The sequence below is a fragment of the Vibrio zhanjiangensis genome, from assembly GCF_030161235.1.
Classification (GTDB): Bacteria; Pseudomonadota; Gammaproteobacteria; order Enterobacterales; family Vibrionaceae; genus Vibrio; species Vibrio zhanjiangensis.
Genome location: NZ_BSPW01000018.1, coordinates 1 through 17,987 on the forward strand (window position 1 = coordinate 1; position 17,987 = coordinate 17,987).

At 40.5% G+C, this 17,987-nt stretch carries 22 protein-coding genes; 10 read left to right on the forward strand and 12 right to left on the reverse strand.

Annotation, left to right across the window (positions count from 1 at the left end; translation table 11 throughout):
* Positions 1-171: 171 nt before the first annotated feature.
* The 4 genes from QQK21_RS03815 to QQK21_RS03830 all read left to right on the forward strand — a co-directional run bounded on the left by QQK21_RS03815 (position 172) and on the right by QQK21_RS03830 (position 2,794).
* Positions 172-483: a hypothetical protein gene (locus QQK21_RS03815; protein ID WP_284190876.1), complete on the forward strand. Its 312-nt coding sequence runs from the start codon at positions 172-174 to the stop codon at positions 481-483.
* Positions 470-952, forward strand: a complete 483-nt coding sequence (locus QQK21_RS03820) for a hypothetical protein (RefSeq protein ID WP_284190877.1) — start codon at positions 470-472, stop codon at positions 950-952. Before QQK21_RS03815 ends, QQK21_RS03820 begins: the two co-directional genes overlap by 14 nt.
* A gap of 368 nt (positions 953-1,320) precedes the next feature.
* Complete coding sequence (gene tpx, locus QQK21_RS03825; RefSeq protein WP_284190878.1) at positions 1,321-1,842, forward strand: thiol peroxidase; 522 nt, start codon at positions 1,321-1,323, stop codon at positions 1,840-1,842.
* A gap of 598 nt (positions 1,843-2,440) precedes the next feature.
* Positions 2,441-2,794, forward strand: coding sequence for an SgrR family transcriptional regulator (locus QQK21_RS03830; RefSeq protein ID WP_284190879.1), 354 nt, complete (start codon positions 2,441-2,443; stop codon positions 2,792-2,794).
* A gap of 55 nt (positions 2,795-2,849) precedes the next feature.
* On the opposite strand, the gene QQK21_RS03835 is transcribed toward QQK21_RS03830, so the two are convergent.
* From QQK21_RS03835 to QQK21_RS03845, 3 genes are all read right to left on the reverse strand, one after another.
* Positions 2,850-3,209, reverse strand: coding sequence for a hypothetical protein (locus tag QQK21_RS03835; RefSeq protein WP_284190880.1), 360 nt, complete (start codon positions 3,207-3,209; stop codon positions 2,850-2,852).
* A gap of 123 nt (positions 3,210-3,332) precedes the next feature.
* Positions 3,333-3,581, reverse strand: a complete 249-nt coding sequence (locus QQK21_RS03840; protein ID WP_284190881.1) for a hypothetical protein — start codon at positions 3,579-3,581, stop codon at positions 3,333-3,335.
* Between the two features lie 322 nt (positions 3,582-3,903).
* A complete protein-coding gene (locus QQK21_RS03845) occupies positions 3,904-4,797 on the reverse strand; it encodes a LysR family transcriptional regulator (protein ID WP_284190882.1) in 894 nt (297 codons plus the stop codon).
* Positions 4,798-4,933: 136 nt separating this feature from the next.
* On the opposite strand from QQK21_RS03845, the gene QQK21_RS03850 reads away from it, so the two are divergent.
* A complete protein-coding gene (locus QQK21_RS03850; protein ID WP_284190883.1) occupies positions 4,934-5,416 on the forward strand; it encodes a GNAT family N-acetyltransferase in 483 nt (160 codons plus the stop codon).
* 40 nt (positions 5,417-5,456) lie between these two features.
* On the opposite strand, the gene QQK21_RS03855 is transcribed toward QQK21_RS03850, so the two are convergent.
* Positions 5,457-5,705, reverse strand: coding sequence for a LysR substrate-binding domain-containing protein (locus QQK21_RS03855; RefSeq protein WP_284190884.1), 249 nt, complete (start codon positions 5,703-5,705; stop codon positions 5,457-5,459).
* Positions 5,706-5,854: 149 nt separating this feature from the next.
* Here QQK21_RS03855 and QQK21_RS03860 point away from each other — a divergent pair, with 149 nt between their 5' ends.
* The 4 genes from QQK21_RS03860 to QQK21_RS03875 all read left to right on the forward strand — a co-directional run bounded on the left by QQK21_RS03860 (position 5,855) and on the right by QQK21_RS03875 (position 8,434).
* Positions 5,855-6,334 carry an Hsp20 family protein gene (locus tag QQK21_RS03860; protein ID WP_284190885.1) on the forward strand — a complete coding sequence of 160 codons (480 nt, stop codon included), beginning with the start codon at positions 5,855-5,857 and terminating at the stop codon, positions 6,332-6,334.
* A 71-nt stretch (positions 6,335-6,405) separates the two neighbouring features.
* Entirely contained in the window at positions 6,406-6,996 is a 591-nt protein-coding gene (locus QQK21_RS03865) for an Hsp20/alpha crystallin family protein (protein ID WP_284190886.1), read from the forward strand.
* A gap of 172 nt (positions 6,997-7,168) precedes the next feature.
* Positions 7,169-7,798 (forward strand): HAD-IA family hydrolase, encoded by a 630-nt coding sequence (locus QQK21_RS03870; protein ID WP_284190887.1) that lies wholly within the window; start codon positions 7,169-7,171, stop codon positions 7,796-7,798.
* Positions 7,799-7,924: 126 nt separating this feature from the next.
* Complete coding sequence (locus QQK21_RS03875) at positions 7,925-8,434, forward strand: cupin domain-containing protein (RefSeq protein ID WP_284190888.1); 510 nt, start codon at positions 7,925-7,927, stop codon at positions 8,432-8,434.
* Between the two features lie 322 nt (positions 8,435-8,756).
* Here QQK21_RS03875 and QQK21_RS03880 read toward each other — a convergent pair whose 3' ends face one another.
* The 6 genes from QQK21_RS03880 to QQK21_RS03905 all read right to left on the reverse strand — a co-directional run bounded on the left by QQK21_RS03880 (position 8,757) and on the right by QQK21_RS03905 (position 14,790).
* On the reverse strand, positions 8,757-9,947 hold the full coding sequence (locus QQK21_RS03880) for a glycoside hydrolase family 5 protein (protein WP_284190889.1): 1,191 nt from the start codon (positions 9,945-9,947) through the stop codon (positions 8,757-8,759).
* Between the two features lie 120 nt (positions 9,948-10,067).
* Entirely contained in the window at positions 10,068-10,898 is an 831-nt protein-coding gene (locus QQK21_RS03885) for a DUF2861 family protein (protein ID WP_284190890.1), read from the reverse strand.
* The gene (locus QQK21_RS03890) at positions 10,895-11,542 is read right to left on the reverse strand and encodes a response regulator transcription factor (protein ID WP_284190891.1); all 648 of its coding nucleotides are present in this window, start codon (positions 11,540-11,542) and stop codon (positions 10,895-10,897) included. Before QQK21_RS03890 ends, QQK21_RS03885 begins: the two co-directional genes overlap by 4 nt.
* A complete protein-coding gene (locus QQK21_RS03895; protein WP_284190971.1) occupies positions 11,539-12,930 on the reverse strand; it encodes an ATP-binding protein in 1,392 nt (463 codons plus the stop codon). The genes QQK21_RS03890 and QQK21_RS03895 overlap by 4 nt, the downstream gene beginning before the upstream one ends.
* 208 nt (positions 12,931-13,138) lie before the next feature.
* Entirely contained in the window at positions 13,139-13,867 is a 729-nt protein-coding gene (locus QQK21_RS03900) for a substrate-binding periplasmic protein (RefSeq protein ID WP_284190892.1), read from the reverse strand.
* Between the two features lie 152 nt (positions 13,868-14,019).
* Positions 14,020-14,790, reverse strand: a complete 771-nt coding sequence (locus tag QQK21_RS03905; RefSeq protein WP_284190893.1) for a substrate-binding periplasmic protein — start codon at positions 14,788-14,790, stop codon at positions 14,020-14,022.
* Positions 14,791-15,054: 264 nt separating this feature from the next.
* Between QQK21_RS03905 and QQK21_RS03910 the strand changes: the two genes are divergently transcribed.
* Positions 15,055-15,987, forward strand: a complete 933-nt coding sequence (locus tag QQK21_RS03910; protein WP_284190894.1) for an endonuclease/exonuclease/phosphatase family protein — start codon at positions 15,055-15,057, stop codon at positions 15,985-15,987.
* Positions 15,988-16,088: 101 nt separating this feature from the next.
* On the opposite strand, the gene QQK21_RS03915 is transcribed toward QQK21_RS03910, so the two are convergent.
* Both QQK21_RS03915 and QQK21_RS03920 read right to left on the reverse strand, forming a co-directional pair.
* Positions 16,089-17,489 (reverse strand): class II fumarate hydratase, encoded by a 1,401-nt coding sequence (locus QQK21_RS03915; protein ID WP_284190895.1) that lies wholly within the window; start codon positions 17,487-17,489, stop codon positions 16,089-16,091.
* A gap of 16 nt (positions 17,490-17,505) precedes the next feature.
* Entirely contained in the window at positions 17,506-17,886 is a 381-nt protein-coding gene (locus tag QQK21_RS03920; RefSeq protein WP_284190896.1) for a hypothetical protein, read from the reverse strand.
* Positions 17,887-17,987 lie beyond the last annotated feature (101 nt).

A 17,987-nucleotide genomic window follows, 5' to 3' on the forward strand; every position in this document is an offset into this window, starting at 1 on the left:
GAATGTAAGGATACGACAGAGTCGAATGGTATTTATCCCGTCAAGATCCCTCAGTAATGACAAATTGAGGCGCAACCTGAGGATATCAGACAGACTAGCTATCGCAAGCCGTTTAAATTATTGCTCGCGTTTTTTCTGGCGGTTGCATTATTATTTCAGGGATCAGCGGCAATGCATCGTTGGACATTTGCGTGGAATGTACCTTTGGATACATGGCTTGAGGTGAAGGGAGATGGCCGAGACTATCTCTATTTTGACAACCAAGCCAGTGACGCTATTTATCGATATCTTAGTGAGAATAGCAACCACTTACATGATTCTCCTATAACAGCGCTATTGATTTCTTCAGGTGTTAGCCACTATTACCTCTCCTGTATTTATCGCTCTGAAGCCAGCGGGGATCAACAGGTTAAAAATTTGAACTTTTCGCTACGTGAAAATTTCTATTTTATCGGAGAAACGGTGCGCGATGTCTGTAGATAAAATTATTAAAGTGCTCTTTTGTCTGGTTTTGATTGCAACAATAGCAAATGTTGGTTTGAAACTGCGTGATGTACCTGAAGTGATGGATGGTAAAGATAGCCTGCTTTATTACGGAAATAACCTCAGTTTTAGCCTCGATGGAGATGTGGTTTTTAGTGAGGATTATCATACCGTCAATTACAGGTTGTTTTTCAATAAAAAATCTCATACAAGTAGAAAAATCTACGGTGAGCCTAAAGGGGGCTACTTCAGCTACTACACACAATTTTACGACAATAAATTAATTCAGTTTACTGATTTTTCGTTCCCCGATGGGGAGCCTGACACAAAATATATAACTGAGATTGAAGCTCATAATCTGCGGCGTATTAACGAAGAAAAACTGCAGTTAATATATAAGCAAGGTAAGGTTGTGTGTTTTACAAAATTGTTGGATGGTGGTGTAACCTGCCTTGTTCGGCGTCAATAGCCTTATAGTCAAATTATTACAGGCACTGATATATCAGTTGCTTATTTTCTTAAGATTCCCATATTCATAATAGCGCCAGTTTACAGTCACTATTGTTTCGTTTTTGTATTTATTTTGGCCTTTTTTAGAGCAAATAATCTAACGATTGATGTTTTTATATTTTTATTTTCCATTATAAAACAATATCTTGAGATTTATGGGTGTGATTCATAAAGGTTTTTATAACTTCACTCGTGCTCTCATGAGTCTGTTGGCATTATATCTAGGTCACTGAAAGAGATAGCCGAAAGTATTCATTTTTCTCTGTATAAAAGCTTCTCTTTCTGTCGATAAACAACGAACTTACTTAAAATAAAATGAGGTCACTTATGTCAGTCACATTTTTAGGAACTCCAATTGAACTATCTGGTGCTCTGCCAAAGCAAGGCGAAATAGGTCCAAGTTTTACATTATGTGATCAGTCTCTATCTGACATCGGTCCTGAACATTTTGCAGGTAAAAAGCTTGTACTTAATATTTTTCCAAGTGTCGATACACCAACTTGTGCCAACAGTGTACGTACATTCAACGAATTGGCTGAAGGCCTAAATAATACGGTTGTATTGTGTGTTTCAGCCGATTTGCCTTTTGCGCTTTCCCGTTTTGTTGAAAATCATGAGCTTCGCCATGTTTCTGTTGCATCATTTTTCCGTTCTCCAACATTTGCATTAGACCACGGTGTTGCCATTTCCGGCGGAGTTCTCAAAGGTTTAGCTTCGCGTGCCGTGATTGTTTTGGATGAAGACCGTACAGTTCTCCACTCTCAACTTGTGAATGAAATAGCAGATGAACCAAACTATCAGCAGGTTATTGCTGCGGTAAAGGGTGCGTCATTGCAGTACACATTCTAACTTTGCTGGGTGATGACTACCTCTATGTTGGCTCATGCCGGTTTGAGGTAGTGTAACAATCGACTGGGTTATATGACTCAATTAGCCTGACAAACAAATCTAGCGCCAAGTTAACCATATTGGGAGAAGTGGCTTTTTGTGCAAACTGGCTCAACAATATCTGCATTTTCAATATTATCCTCACAAAGACCCATGTGTGTAGCTATACATCTCGGCTGGGTGCAAAAAAGCCTCAGATATGAATGCATATCTGAGGAAAAGTACGCAGGCGCAGACAGGTATCGCCCGCAGATAGCTTAGCTATTGGTGAGGATTCAAGCATCTTGGCGCGGGGCCATCAAACTGAATCAGCAACGCCATTGTATACAATTTGAAATGGTCTAAATAGGTAGAGTTTTTTTTACAACTTGCGCGTTTTGTCGTGTCAATAGCGATAAGTGAACGACGTTTCTTCAGATATTTACACAAAAGTTTTGTGTTGAAGAGGCCTCTTTTTCTCTGTGTACTGAAGATATACCTTAAAACTCAAAGGAAGGTGGGCGCTCGCAAATATGACGCTCCTCATTGAAACTGTAACCTTAACTTAAAGAGAAGAACTATGGCAGAGAGTAGTATTCGCCGTCTAAACCAACTCCAAAGAGCTTATGAATGTCATCAAAGTTACAACGTACTTGTTGAAGATTTAGCGCTAGCTTTGGCATCTTCTCGACGCAATGTGGCGCTGATCATCAAGCGTTTAGAAGCTTTGGGTTGGGTTGAGTGGCAGCCAGCCGTGGGCCGTGGCCAGACAAGTAGATTTAGGATACAAACATCGGTTGATGATGCACTTTACCAGACTATGCTTGAACAACTTGGTGAAGACCGTTTTGATCTTATTTCAAAATTAATTGAGCAATATCGAGAAACCGCAGTAAAAGCGCTGACTAGAGCGATGGGGCTGACTTGTGTATAACCTTGCTACAAGACGGCAATAGTTAAGAATACGGACCTATTGCCGCATGTCGACTTCAGATCCAGCGTCTGGCAAATTCACCATTGAGCTGCATAACTGTATCAAACACAGATGTATGACGGATAAATTGCATGTAAAGCTGTTCCCTGTATTCAAGCTGTTCTTTTTCCATGAGCTGGCTGTAGTGTAAAAGGGCACTCTCTGCAGCTTGGCAATCAGGTGCGAATGTTTCGCTAAGCGCAGCGATAACGGATTTTGCTTGATTGGATTCCAAGGCAAACGAAATTTCCTTAGCCTTTTTTATTAATGCCTGAGCAACGGAGTGCTTTTCTGCTTGTTTTACTTTGAGCTTTAGCTCATCTTTGTCATAGCTAAGCCCGATTTGGTCAAGCTTTTCAGTTAATTCTCTATACATAACGTTACCTAAATATTCATTGAAATCAAACTAAGATTGTACGGGTTAATGGACTCTAATCTCCAAATTTGCGTATAAGTAGGTCGGCATTAAGCGCAACTGTTATTGCCCAGAGAGTGAGTGCTAAGCGAGGTTTTCTAGTAACATGTTAGACACTTCAATATGCAATAATTGGTATTCTTTCGTCGTTTTTAACGCTTGAATCAGTCCCCATGACTGATTGGTATAGATCGCAGCTAACATTGTTCCTAGGTTATTCTCATGGCCTGGACACATTATGGCGGCTACCATACAGGCGATTACGTTGTCGTCGGTTACATTAAACTCGAGTAACTTCGCGCAGCGAATTACTTCTTCAATGCGAGTTATCATAATCTGTAGCCCTCTCATTGCCGCTCTTCAACCCATATGAAAGAGAAGGAAGAGCATGATATGTTTGTATTAACCAATTCCCGAAGATATGGGTCTCAGCTTATAAGAAATTATTTAGATAAATAATGAATTAACACTATGTTAAGTTTCATGTTTGTTGCAATTAATTGATTTGCGAGCCTTTATTTAAGCTAAGTATATGAGTTTGATATGATTTTACGAAGAAGTTGATATCTATATCACTAATAGTCTAAAGCTATTAGAATATATTGAATTTGCTGAAGATTGATGGCGTAATCAGAGTACAGAGAATTGGCCTTGATTATGATTTTATAATCCTATTCGATAACCATTGAATTTTTGGATCATTATTCCGCGTTTTATGCCAATACAGTTTCACTTTATAGGTGGGAACTTCAAATGGCAGAGGGGATATTGTTACAGGCAATTGCTGAGCAACATGATCTGCATATCTCTTGGGTATCGCTAGCAAATATTGACTATCAATGATAAACACTGGAGCGGATAATACGTTGGGTGTTTTAATGGCTACTTTTCTCTTCTTTCTCATCTTTGATAACGTGATATCCAGAATTCCTTTAGCTTCATTCCAAGGCGTTACAACAACGTGACGATAGTTGAGATACTTTTCCAAGCTCAGTTCATGTTGAAATGGATGTTCTCGGTGATGTAAACATATATAGTGATCTTCGAACCATACTTGATTACTGATACTCTCAAAACTTTCGATGTCATGAGCAAATCCACACACTAAGTCGAACTTACCTTCTCGTAAAGTAATCTCTGGCAACCTTTCTTCCAAATTCAGAAACTCAATCTTGATATTGGGGTAATCCTGACTGAGTGTTGAGACAAAAGCGCGCATACACCAGCTGGTATAATCTGTGACCGCTATCTTAAACGTGTGATCGTCGTTTGGATTAAAAGCGGAATAAGAGGTGATGCCTTCTTCAATTAGATTCATTCCTAGTATGAGTTTATCTGCGATTGCTTTGGCGTATTCTGTTGGTTGCATTGTGTTGCCAACACGGACGAATAAATCATCGTTCAATCGCTCGCGTAACCTTTGTAGTGCATGGCTACATGCAGACTGACTCAAATTTAAGGTGTCAGCGGTTTCTCTTACTGACTGTGTTTTGTACAACACAGAAAAAAGATGGATAAGATTTAAATCGATAGTGGATAGAGTAGTCATGTGTAATATACATCAGCCTGCTGCAAAAAGTGCATTTCTTTCATATTTAAAGTGAGGTTACACTAGCTCTAATGCCTGTCAATATCATCACTATCGAAAAGCGGGTGTTATCTTGTTATACGTAAAAAGGACGCAAATGAAAACTATCACAATTCGAGAAGCATGCATCGAAGACGCCCCATCGATCTTACAGTTCATTATAGATTTAGCCATTTATGAAAAAGCTCAGAATGAGGTAAAAACGTCGCTTGTAGAATTGGAAGAGAGCTTATTTTCAAAGCATTCCACAGCTCATGCAATCATATGCTTGGTCGATGAAAAACCAATAGGTTTTGCGGTTTATTTCTATAACTTCTCGACATGGTTAGGAAAAAATGGTCTGTATTTAGAGGACTTATATGTCTCGCCAGATCATCGTAATTTGGGTGTTGGGAAGGTAATTCTAAAACATCTGGCAAATTTGGCTTTGGAAAAAAAGTGCGAGAGATTTGAATGGTCAGTACTTGATTGGAACCAATCTGCAATTGAATTTTATCACTCTGTTGGCGCTGTAGCGCAAGATGAATGGATAAAGTATCGACTCAGTGGTGAGCGTTTAACCCAGTTCGCGTTAAGCTAGCCGTGTTCGTTACCAAGCTGGTGGATATCCGCCAGCCCATTTACAACTGCGTTTCTAGCCATTGAATAAAGGCAGCATTTTTGGGTCGATTCTGTTGACCATTCAAACAGATCAAGTCGTAACTCAATCCTGCGCTCACTTTAGTGAAAGGAGCCACTAACTCTCCTTTATCTAGACTTGGCTGTATCAAAGAAGTTCTCCTCATCGCAATACCGATACCATTTTTGGCTGCAATCAGAGCCATATCTGAGTGGTTAAAATGAAAACAATGTTTATAATAAAAATTCATGTCACCACATTTTTAAATGAAGATATTTTATAAAAATTTGGTTGATCCAAATTTGCACTTTGACTATAAAAATAGTTGAAAGGCGGTCTGAAAGAGGTCTTTCAAGCATATTGTTTTTATTGTATGTTGCTTCTTATGGAGGATATATTATGAACTCAATTGATTTGTCCCCACTTTATAGAAATAGTGTTGGATATGATCGCTTAGCATCACTGCTTAATAGCGCATTATCTGGTGAAACGACGCTAAGTGGTTACCCCCCTTACAACATTGAAGCTCTGAGTGAAAATCGCTATGCCATTACTCTGGCAGTCGCTGGTTTTGTTCACAAAGAGCTTGATATTCAGGTTGAGAATGGTGTGCTGACAGTGCGTGGTCACAAAGAAGCTGCCGAGGAGCGTAAGTACCTTCATCAGGGCATTGCCAACCGTACGTTCGAACGTAAGTTTAACTTAGCCGATTATGTTGAAGTGACGGATGCCAATCTTTCTGATGGCTTACTGACTATTACTTTAGTGAAAGAGATCCCTGAAGCGATGAAGCCCAAAACTATCGCTATCAATGAAAATAGCCAAGTTTTGGGGCATAAGGCGGAGGGAATAGAATCTCAAACTAGTGAAGCAGCCTAACTTATAGAGGGGTGCTTGGACGCATCCCTCTATCAAACATCAAATATCAACCTTATTAAGGAGGGTATTGTATGAATATCGAAAAGTTGAAACCGTGGAACTGGTTCAAGCAACAAGACAATACGGTACAGATCCCTGTGAACCATGATGGTGATGATCTCCATTCATCTCAAGGCTATAGGTCAAATGCTCTGTCACGGTTTGATTCGCTGCTAGAGAGGTTGCTTGGTGAGGCGTGGCAATCATGCGCAATGCCGAGTATGCTGCATCCTATCAGGCCATTTTCCTTGTTTGAACGTCCTTCGTTATCTTCAACGACTGGGGTTGGTTCTTTTGCAGCAAAGATGAACGTTTCAGGCTCTGAGAATGAATACGAAATTTCTTTAGAGTTACCGGGTATGTCAGAAGATAATATTCAGATCGAACGTCATGCTGATGTACTTGTTGTCGAAGGACATAGCAAAGAAGAAAAACAGATAAGCGGTCACCACTCATATCAAATAGAGCGCAGCATAAGTTCTTTCTCACGTGCTTTATCTTTGCCTGATGATGTGGATAAGGAAGCCATCTCAGCAAGTATGAAAAATGGGTTACTGCGTATTCAGGTTCCGAGACGTAGCCAAGCAACAAAACGCACCAAGCGTATTGATATATCATCTTGATGATGAATACAAAGAGAGGCAATTCGTGCTGCCTCTCTTTGCTGATATTTTATTTATGATACGAGATTTAAGCTTAATAAAATATAACGAGTACATGTTAAATAGGATGCCCTAAAGCGGTTTTATCTATATAGTGTTAGCCATTGCATAATAATTGATATGGTAATTAAACATGATTAATTGCGTTATTTTTGATTTTGATGGCACCTTGGTTGATAGTGAATATATAAATAACTACGCACTAATGAAAATGTTTCAAGATTATAATATTGCATACGATGTGTCGATCTCAGCTCAACGCTATAAGGGTTATAAGTTAGCAAAAATTATTGCTGATGTTGAAGAAAGTAGTGGTGTAACTGTTAACGCCGATTTTGTTGATCACTATCGAGCATTGGTGAAAACATATTATAACGAACGTTTAGAGCCTATGCCTGATGTAAAGTGTTTTCTTGAAACGAATAATTTGCCAACATGCATTGCTTCCAGCGCCCCGAAGGAGAAAATCTTGCACGGCCTTGAAGTCTCTGGGTTATCGAGTTATTTCAATGAACAGACGATATTTAGCTCATATGAAATCAATAGTTGGAAGCCAGAGCCAAAAATTTTTTCTCATGCAGCTCAGTCAATGGGCTTTGATCCTCAAAATTGTATTGTGATTGATGATGCCGAAATTGGTATTAGAGCAGCATTAGCAGCGAGAATGAGGGCTTGTTATTACAATATTGATGGTCAAGTTTATACTGATAATAATGTTATCTCAATTTCACATATGCCAGATCTTCTCAAACTTCTACTTTGATCTCTACTAGGTATTTACTTAATTGAATCTAGTTAAGTAAATACCTAGTAGTCGCCAATTAAAATAATTTGCTAATTAATTTTGACATACATACTATTATTCCTTTGGTTGATTGGGTTAACGAGTATGCTTTTGGAAAAAGTCGAATATTTGGTTAATAAGTTAGATCTAAAACCTCATCCAGAAGGGGGCTATTTCAGTGAATATTATCGCTCTGATGAAATTATAAAATGCCAACCTGAGAGGTTTACGGGTGAACATGTTTATGCCACCTCGATATATTATCTATTGCAGCAAGACAATGTGTCTATGTTTCATAGACTTAAACAAGATGAGCTATGGCATCACTATACGGGAAGTAGTGTAACTATACATATTTTTCATCCAGAAGGTGGTTATCAACAACAGACACTTGGCTGTAGTTTTGAAGATGAGTTGGCTGAGTATCAAATATTGGTTCCACAAAATGTGTGGTTCGCAGCAGAAGTAAAAGATAAAACGCATTTTTCTTTAGTGGGGTGCACAACAGCCCCCGGCTTTGATTTTTCTGACTGGGAATTGGCCGACACAGAAGATTTAGTTAGGCAGCATCCAGAACATCTCTGCTTGATAAAAAGAATTATGGGCACTTACTGATGTCATCTGCAGAAAAGAAAACCCGCACAGTGGGCAGACTGTACGGGCAAATAAGGGCAACAATTTATATTTCATTATGTTTTATTCGTTTGGAGGTTGTTGGCTAATGTCCATATCCAAACTGTTATAAAGTATCCGTGACGCTTTAGAATGACTTTGTATCAGCGTAACCAACGTTAAATAAAGTAACACTTATGTTACTTTTGGTTAAATGATAAATATGAAAATATAAATTTCATTTGTGAAAGCAATATTTTCTAGACAGGCTTTCTCCAACGTATCGGCGTATACCCTTTTCACTGTATTGGCACAGAAAACAGAGTTATAGCTTTTTCTGAATCACAGAAAATAATGGTGATGATTGGTATTGGGTTGGATCGGGTTCACCTTTTTCTTGTGCTGTCCAATAATCCCAACCGACAGCCTTTTTTGCGCCTAGCTCATAGTTCATTCCATCCCAGCCATCTTCACGAAAAGCGTAAAAGGCCCAGTGCAGATTGTTTTTGTCTAAAGCGGTTATGACATCATCTAAGTATGCTGCGCAGTTGTTGAGTTTTCTAACGCAACCAAACTCACCAGCCACGAGCCTGTTTGTAGGGATACCATGACGATTTGCCCAATTGACGGGACTATCCAAATATTGGTCGACCATATCGGCGTTCCACATTACCTCAGACTGGCTTGCGAAGGGAACGAGGCCAGGGTATCGATATGGTTTGTTTCTCCTAAGATTCTCGGAGCTGGTGGCTTGGTATGGCTCGTACATGTGGAAACTGTATAGAATTTTGTCGTCACTAAGTGCCGTATTCCAGTAGGTAAAACTATCTGCGGCGGCGTACCAGCCAGCATCAACCATGATGGGAGTGACAGGATCGACTTTTCGTATTGACTCGATGACTTTCTCATAAAAAAGAGGCAAATCACGGCTACCTCCTTGATGGAGTTTGTACCAAGTTTGCATTTCTTGAGTAGAAGCGTGTTCTTTTAATCCGCCTTGCTTTTCTGGGGTAGGCTCGTTAACGATGTTGTAAGCGGCGATATGGGGGTTGCCTTTTAGTTCTTTGGCAAGATCCACCCAAAATTCAATTGCTTTATCCCAATTTTTTTGGTCTTCGAACAAGCGTCCATCGTACCTTTGTCCATTATTTTGTGACCAACGCATGAAAGGCAATGACAAAGGAGAAATGACGACTTTGAGTCCAGCTTTACCCGCTTTGTTTACCTCACCTATCAATTTATTGAGATCTTGTGCGATCAAGCCCTGATAGTCGTCAGCATTGCCGATTAGGAAATCACGATGGTCTGATTCCCATTTGTCATAAGCAAGACGAACCCAAGTTGCCTTATAAGCTTTAAGATCTGGATAGACTGTCGCGGTTGTAGGCATGCGGTTAAATACATTGGCACCATGTTGTGGGGTGTTCCAAAAGTTTATTAAATCGGCGGCTGTCGTTGATTGAACGATAAGGCAGCTTATTAGTAGTGTTGTCGATTTTATTAAGTATTTGAACATATGTGAACCATAGAGAGTTGTATTGGTAGACAAATAATAAGGGTTTGAATTTGGGTTTTGTCTCCTATTTGTCACTATTGTTCTACCGAATAAGCACAAAAATAACATTTACAACTGAGCTCATTTCTCTTGGCTCTCTCCTAGAGAAAAGGGTATCGAGACTCTTTGTATGTACCCAACCTTAATTCCTTGCTGATATTCGAATACAGATACGGAAGCGCTGAGATATTTTGCTTTCTGGTAGGGGGGCAATGGCCTCGGTATGGATGCTTTACCTCTTTGAATGGGTATTTTGCTACCCAACATGGTGTAAGTACTATCAAACCATTGCCAGACTGCTGATGCCTGACTACATCGATTGATTACCTCTGGAGGAGCCGTATGAACTTTGTGTTCAGTGCTGTCATAAGTAATCCAGCGCTTATTGTTCGGCATGGTGATCAGAAGAGGGTAAGGTATCTTATTAATTCGCAGCGTATAAATACCAGTCATTGGCTTACTGAGCATTTCTTCTGTTTCATATTCTTGATATGCCAATGGTTGATATAAGTTGGCATGTAGGAGTACTTTAGAAGATGGAGAGATAAGCTCGACTATACTGTCAGCTTTAGTATTTTCGGCAGATAACTTTATCTGAAACCCCTGTGATGATAGGCCTGAGCGTCGAATAAAGGTGATGCTGATATCCGCAACAATAGGCTCGTCATGGTTAAAAAGCGCTTGGCCACATGACGTTTGTTTGAGAATTTCTTGCTTTGCTGGGAGCCAATATTGACTATCAATAGTGTTATTGCTTATGGCTAAGACAAGTTCTTGCCATGCGAGTTGAGGCTGGTGGTTGACAAGCGTTTGATATACAGGTTGAAGAGGTGTTTGTGCAAACCAGCTGGCTTGTGCACTATGGATTTGGCTGAACATAGTGAATGCCAGTAATATGTTTTTCTTTGTCATAGTGCTTCATTAAGCCGATAACCGACTCCTCGATGGGTTTCGATGTTGAGTACAGGCAGTTTTTGTCTTAGGCGTAGAATATGGTTATCAACCGTTCGAGTGCTAGGAAATGCTTGATAGCCCCACACTTTATTGAGTAGTTCATCTCGGTGGAAGACACGTCCTTGATTCTGTATGAGTAATACCAACAGTTGAAACTCTTTCGGCTTTAGAGTGATCGCCTGTTTATCAAGCATAGCGAGCCTTTTGGCTAACTGTATTTCAATGTTGGCATAACGAAGGGCACTGTCTCCAAGGGGCCTTAGTTGGCTCGCGACTCTAGCTAAAAGTTCCTGATTTGAGAAGGGCTTAGTGACATAGTCTTTTGCTCCACTCATTAGGCCTTCTATTTTTTGCTGTGTTTCGACTTTCGCTGTGAGTATTATAACCGGTAAGGCTTTGAGTAATAACCAGTTGGGCAGATGTTTTAAGCTATCACCATCACTAAGTTGCCGGTCTAGGATAACTAGATCCGCTTTAAACCAGTGTTTGGGTACGTTATGAGCTTCTTGTACCCACAGGCACTGGTAACCATTCGATTCAAATGATGAAATAAGTCCTTGACCGAGTAGCTTATCATCTTCAATTAATAGCAGAGTTTTCATAGTGGTAGTTCCAAAATACAGCGAGTTGGGTGACGATAGATCTTGAGTTTACCCCCCATTAGAGTCATTAAATGTCTTACAATACTCAAGCCCATACCCATATTTTCAGATTTTTGTGGCACAAAAAAGCTGGTTATAAATCGTGAAATGGCATTAGGAAAGTTGCCTCGGTTCGAAACTTGAACTTCAAGCTTGTTAGTCAAGGTTACGTCAATAGCAATATCGCCATCTCCATGCTGTTTTGCATTTCGAATCAAGTTATCCAAACAAATCGATAGCCAGTAAAAAGGAAGGGTAAGCTCCCTATTTTGATTGAGCTGATAAGTCAGGCTATGTTTCTCGCATATATGATCCAGCCAGTCACTAATAAGAGCAGTTTGTTTCATTAATTGTGCGGAGTTTTGTGTGCTTAGGTAGACTTTGCTGTTTTCGGTTAGTTGAGCCAACCGTTGATGGTCTGACACCAGCCTCCATACGGCTTGTTGAGTTTCTTCTGTTAACTGGTCGAATTGATTGCGCAACATTTCAACCGTCAGCCCTAAGCTGGTTATTGGTGTACGCAGTTCATGAGTGAGTAGCTGCAAAATAAAACGTTTCTCTCGATTTTGTTGCCGCTTTGAGTACACACCTTTAGCCAGTAAAAATAGTAACATGAGTGAAATACTGACCATCAGAAAACGTTGTAGTAATAGGTTACTCGCTTGTTTGCTAATGCACAGGTTGCTGTATCTGAGCTCACAGCTAGGGCCTGATAAACGGATATTCAATTTATGGGCAATAGGGCCCCAAGCCACACTGGGTATGGCTTTCCAACCCTGCTCTGCACTTAGCCATAGCGTGTTGTCTTCCATCCATGCTCTATAGCCATTAAATAATGCTTCTCTTCCCTCAATTGAAAGGGCTGAAAGAGGCTTATACAATGGATGTCTGGGATCGTAAATTGTTAAATAGCGGCGCAGATCATCATCGATTTCTTGCCTTGAGTTCATTGACAGATACCGCTCGAGATAACTGCCTCCAGCAGGATGTAGGTGAGGGTGTTTGGAAAACCAAGAGTCGTCAAACGCTTGGTTACGACAAAGTGCTAGCTCAAACTCGGTGGCCAATTTTAGATGTGATCGGATAGGCTTATCGGCTTGACAAGTTTGCTTAACCTCATACAACACTTGGATGTCTTGCCAAGTGTAGTGCTCAAAGTCAGGATAACGAGCATTTTCCCTGAGCAATGGTTGGGGAAAACGACTGAGTTGCTGAGACGTAACAACCAGTGGTGCAGCTTGCCAAGCGTGCTGATAAAGAGACTGCCATTGTTCTTGTATATTAGCGGCCAATACAAAGCTGGAAAAAATAGCAGAGCACGAAAAAATCGCCAAATGGTAAGCACGCATTTTTCTACTCAATTTAGGAAAAGTCATAGTGATTCTATCGAATAGAGAAGCGGAATTGTAACTTATATGTCAACAATGCTTCATTTATATGCATATAGATCCGGTTGGAAAATGACGTTAATAAAAAGAATAGCTGCTTTGCAGAGGCGTAGCAGCTATTGAAGGTTTTATTTTTAGTGCAAAAAATGACGCTTAGAGAGTCTTTTGTCTATTGATACTGACTTTTTATCTTATCCAACTCACCAGATTGTGCGATTTGGTCAAGACCTTTTTGCAGCTTAGTGACGTACTCGTCTGGTGTATCAGGGCTGAGGCTGTAATAAAGTTGTCCTTCACTCAATGTGTATGCGACATTAAACTTACTTGGGTCTACATTGGCAGACTTCATTAGGTAAGTTGCTACGCTCTGTTCGTAGGCCAACATATCAATTCGACCCGCGGCTAGCTGCTTTATCAGTAAGTCAGCACCGGGAGAGACTTTCATTGCAGATTCGGGTACGCCTGCTTTTTTCAAAAGCGCTTCTCCCACATCGTCCCTAACAACACCGATTTTATAGTTACTGAACTCAGAAGGATCACTAATGGTGACATTTTTATTGGAAAAAACCACAACTTTGGTCGCTATAATAGGACCAACCCACTTAAACTTAGGTTCTCTTTCTTCAGTTCGGGTGGTCGCAAAAAGCGCAACTTTAGGACCTTTAAGGGCCGCATCATAGCCGCGAGCCCAAGGTTGCAGTTTGATATCACTGCGAGATACTGGCTCTCCCACGGCTTTGGTCGCTGCTTCCAATACATCGACAGAAAGCCCTTTCAACTCTTTGTTTTCATGATAGTTAAAAGGAGGATACGACTCGGTAATATAGTTTAAATCATTTAGGTTATTTGCAAAAATCGATGCAGAAAAGAACACACTGATAAGCAGCAAAAATCTCATGGTTGAACCTCATTTAATGGTTAGTACACAATGCAGTATAGTTGCTTTTTATAAAAGCAAGTGACGCATTAAATATCTGAGGTAACTTTAATGGTTAGTTTGATCATATTTCTGTGATTTCATATATGCATGATGACGTGCATTGTAGAAAACTAACGTGACTCACGTTGTCTAGATACTGACGGTAGCCCCTCCATAATCTCCTTATACTGGCCAGAGTCAATCAACATATTCAGTCCTCTAGTAAAGGCTTCGCTTAGTAATTTACGTCGTTCGATGTCTTGTAATGAAAACATGATGAACATCTCGGTTTCCATAATAGGTTTAGGATGAATATGCAGCTTTTCAGACTGCTCTTTAGTCAGCAGAGTCGTCAACATATAATCACCTCTTTTGAGTGCTGCAGGGTATACGTCAATCCTGTGTTTTGCCAATTTGATATAATTGGTCTCATCCGAGTTTTCAATCGTTACGTTTACGTTTTGGGATATTAGATAGTCTGTGGCAGTAAATGCTTGCGTTGCTCCAACGCGATATTTGTTTAAGTCGTCGATATTTTCCCAGTGGAACTGACTGTCTTGGTGGTATATAAAGACGACCTCCTCCACAAACAGAGGTGTAGAGAAAATAAAGAGAGATTCACGCTCTGTTGTTTTAAACCAAGGAAATGTTCCGTCATACTTGCCAGTCTGGACATAGCGATAGGCTCTTGCCCATGGGTGGTGATCTATGATGACCTTATACCCTTGTGTCTGATAAGCGGCCCTGACTAATTCTTCTGATATTTTGTAGTGAGGGTTACTGAAGCTGCTCGTGTAGGGCTCCCATTCACCGACAACAAGCCGGACAGTTTTAGTATTCTCGCTGGCCAATGCTGTATTTGACGATAGGAAAAGCAGTATCAAAATAAATGACTTGAGCATATTTACATTTCTTGATGGCCCTAACTTAAAAGTTAGTTGATAAATGGTGACTGTGTAAGCCTGATTGTTTTCACGGTTTAAATTTCATTTAAAACAAGTGCTTAATATTTATTTTGATGTCATATTATTGGATACGCTTGTTCCCTCTCATTGCTGAGAGAATGCTCTTTTATTATTCTGTTGCAATTTCTGAATCACAAATCTGGGCCAATTACAAATCCTTGGTTCATAATTACATTGTCTTTCAATCAAATAGGATTGACAGTGAGAAGTTGGAGAATCTGGTTGGTCGTTTATACACCGGCACTAGCGTGGGCTGCGTTATCGCTTCTTGAGTCGACTTGGTGGGTGGAGAATATCGTCTCTTATCCTGGCTTGTTTTTGGTGATTTACTCCTTGTTGGCGCTTCTAATGATAGCAGGCCATAGGTGGGTTCAAAGTGCAATATGTATTGTTATAGCTGGTGCGTTTGGTTTAATGTCACCAAAACCTCATACACACTTAGTTGCGCAATGTGCAAATTCTGTTTCTATCCTTCAGTACAACCTTTATTATGAAAACCCAAGCATTAACGCCTTCATCAACTATTTATTGACTAAGCCCGCTGATTTGATAGTGATGCAAGAAGTCGCACCGGAAGTGGGTGAAAAATTAAAGCTGTTGGACGATATTTATCCCTATTTTTATGGAGGTCAGGAAGGGGTCGGCTACCCCTCTAGTCAAATGGTTCTAAGTGTCTCACCACTAAAAAACATGTCGGTATTTAAAACTCCAGACGCACAAAGTATTATTCGTGGGACTTGGCATCCAAATCGACAAGCGCCTATTTCTTTTATCGTTGCACATCCACCGTCGCCTAGGACCAAAGAGTTGTGGTATAGGAGAAATGCTCTCATCAAAACAGTGGAGTCTTTATTGGCTGTGTATCCGAGTGATGAAGTCCTTGTTGTTGGGGATTTCAATTTGTCAGCGACAAGTCTACGTTTCGCAAAGATGTTTCCTACTTTTCAGAAAGCACCTGTTGCGAGTTGGCCAAATTGGATAGCATCATTTCGCGCACCTACAGCGTCAATGATTGCCATTGATCACCTTTGGTTACAGTCTGCTAATGCGGGTAGAAAGATATGTCAGCGCCACAGTTTATCGGTACCAACGGGTTCAGATCATTTGTTGGTTAAGACAGAGATTGGTTATTGATAATCCTTTGAATTGATTGATGGCTTCAAGTATCTGTTAACCTTTCAGATAAACTTAACCCTAAAGGTTAACAGTTCTTAAAGTAGGTATACTCAAAATGTCTATTCTGCTACACCGCCTTGGGTCAGCTTGGCAGGGTTAAGCAAACGCTCTAGCGTTGTACGGTCGAGCTTGGTTTCTTGTTCGGCAACATCGATAATTGCTTGCCCACTTTGATACGCCTTTTTTGCTATTTCTGCTGCTTTTAAGTAGCCAATAACAGGGTTTAATGCGGTGACAAGAATGGGGTTTTTTGCCAATGCCACCTCTAGGTTATCTTCACGTACTGTAAATGATGAAATAGCTTTGTCTGCTATCGCTAAAGAGCTGTTGGCAAGCAGTTCTATACTTTCTAATATATTGTGTGCAATAACAGGCAGCATTACGTTGAGTTGAAAATTACCAGACTGACCAGCAATGGTAATGGTTGTGTCATTGCCAATTATTTGGGCGGCAGCCATTGCCGCAGCTTCAGGAATCACGGGGTTTACTTTGCCTGGCATTATCGAAGAACCGGGTTGTAAGCCTTGAAGTTCTATTTCACCTAAGCCGGCTAACGGACCTGAATTCATCCAACGAAGATCATTGGCTATTTTCATGATGGCGACGGCTGCAGTTTTTATTTGTCCTGAAAGCGAGACAATGGCGTCTTGACTGCTGAGGTTATAAAAGAAGTTTTTACTTGATGTAAAATGTAACCGAGTTGCTTGGGATAAGTTGTCTGCGAATGTAGCGGCAAACCTTGAGTCAGCGTTAATGCCAGTTCCTACAGCTGTCCCCCCTTGGGCGAGTGCTTCCACCTTGATAATACTTTGCTCAATTCCGTGCTTTGCCTGCTCAATCTGAAATTGCCAACCACCTAGCTCTTGATCAAAGGTGACAGGCATTGCGTCCATTAGGTGTGTGCGGCCCGTCTTTGTTAAATGGCCGATTTCATTACGTTTACTTTGTAATGTCGTAATGAGATGTCCCAATGCAGGGATAAGCTGGTTTTCAACCGTCAAGGCACAGCTCAATTGGATTGCTGTTGGGATCACATCATTGCTGCTTTGCCCCATGTTTACATGATCGTTAGGATTGACATCAGCACCAAGAAGGTCGCTTGCTAACGTGGCGATGACCTCATTAGCGTTCATGTTAGAACTGGTTCCCGAACCTGTTTGAAAAACATCGATAGGAAACTGTTCTTGATGCTCACCATCAATAATAGTTTGTGCTGCATCGACAATCGCATTGGCAATATCTCCTTCCATCAGGCCAAGTTGCGCATTAGTTATGGCAGCGGCTTGTTTTATGTAGGCCAATGACTGGACAAAAGCACTAGGCATGGTGTGTTTACTGAAATGGAAATTGTCAACTGCACGTTGTGTTTGTGCTTGATATAGAGCGTGAGCAGGTACTTTGACTTCTCCCATACTGTCTTTTTCAACACGAAATTTTGATTTAGAGGAAATGTGAGTCATAGAATGTCCTTAAAATTTAGTCGAGTGGCATACGAATGCGCTGCAACCTTTGCTGGAGTTGCAAAAACCGGATTTCGCCGTCTTCCCATTGGTGGTAGTAGCGTTTTAGACATAAAAGGGGGGTATGGATTGAATCTAAGCATACTCTACGAAATGCTTTGCTCCGACATGGATCTTGCACTGCTTCAATTAAGTGAAAATACACTTGACGCAAGTAAAGCTCGCATAGCAAGGCATTTTCGTGTTCAGTTCCTTGCGCGTAGAAGGAAGACAAGGTCATCGCTGAGTGGATATATTCGTGAACGATATCCGGTTCGAAGCCGTGGGGAATATAATGATCAATAAACTTGTCTTGCGCTTTGAAGAACGCATTGTAAAGCGGGCTTTGGGAATCCATACTGACCTCTATCATTGTTAATGATAATTATTATCGTTTTTCAGATTGTAATCAACCTTGTTTGTAATATCTATATCATAGAGTGTAGGGGTACACATTTG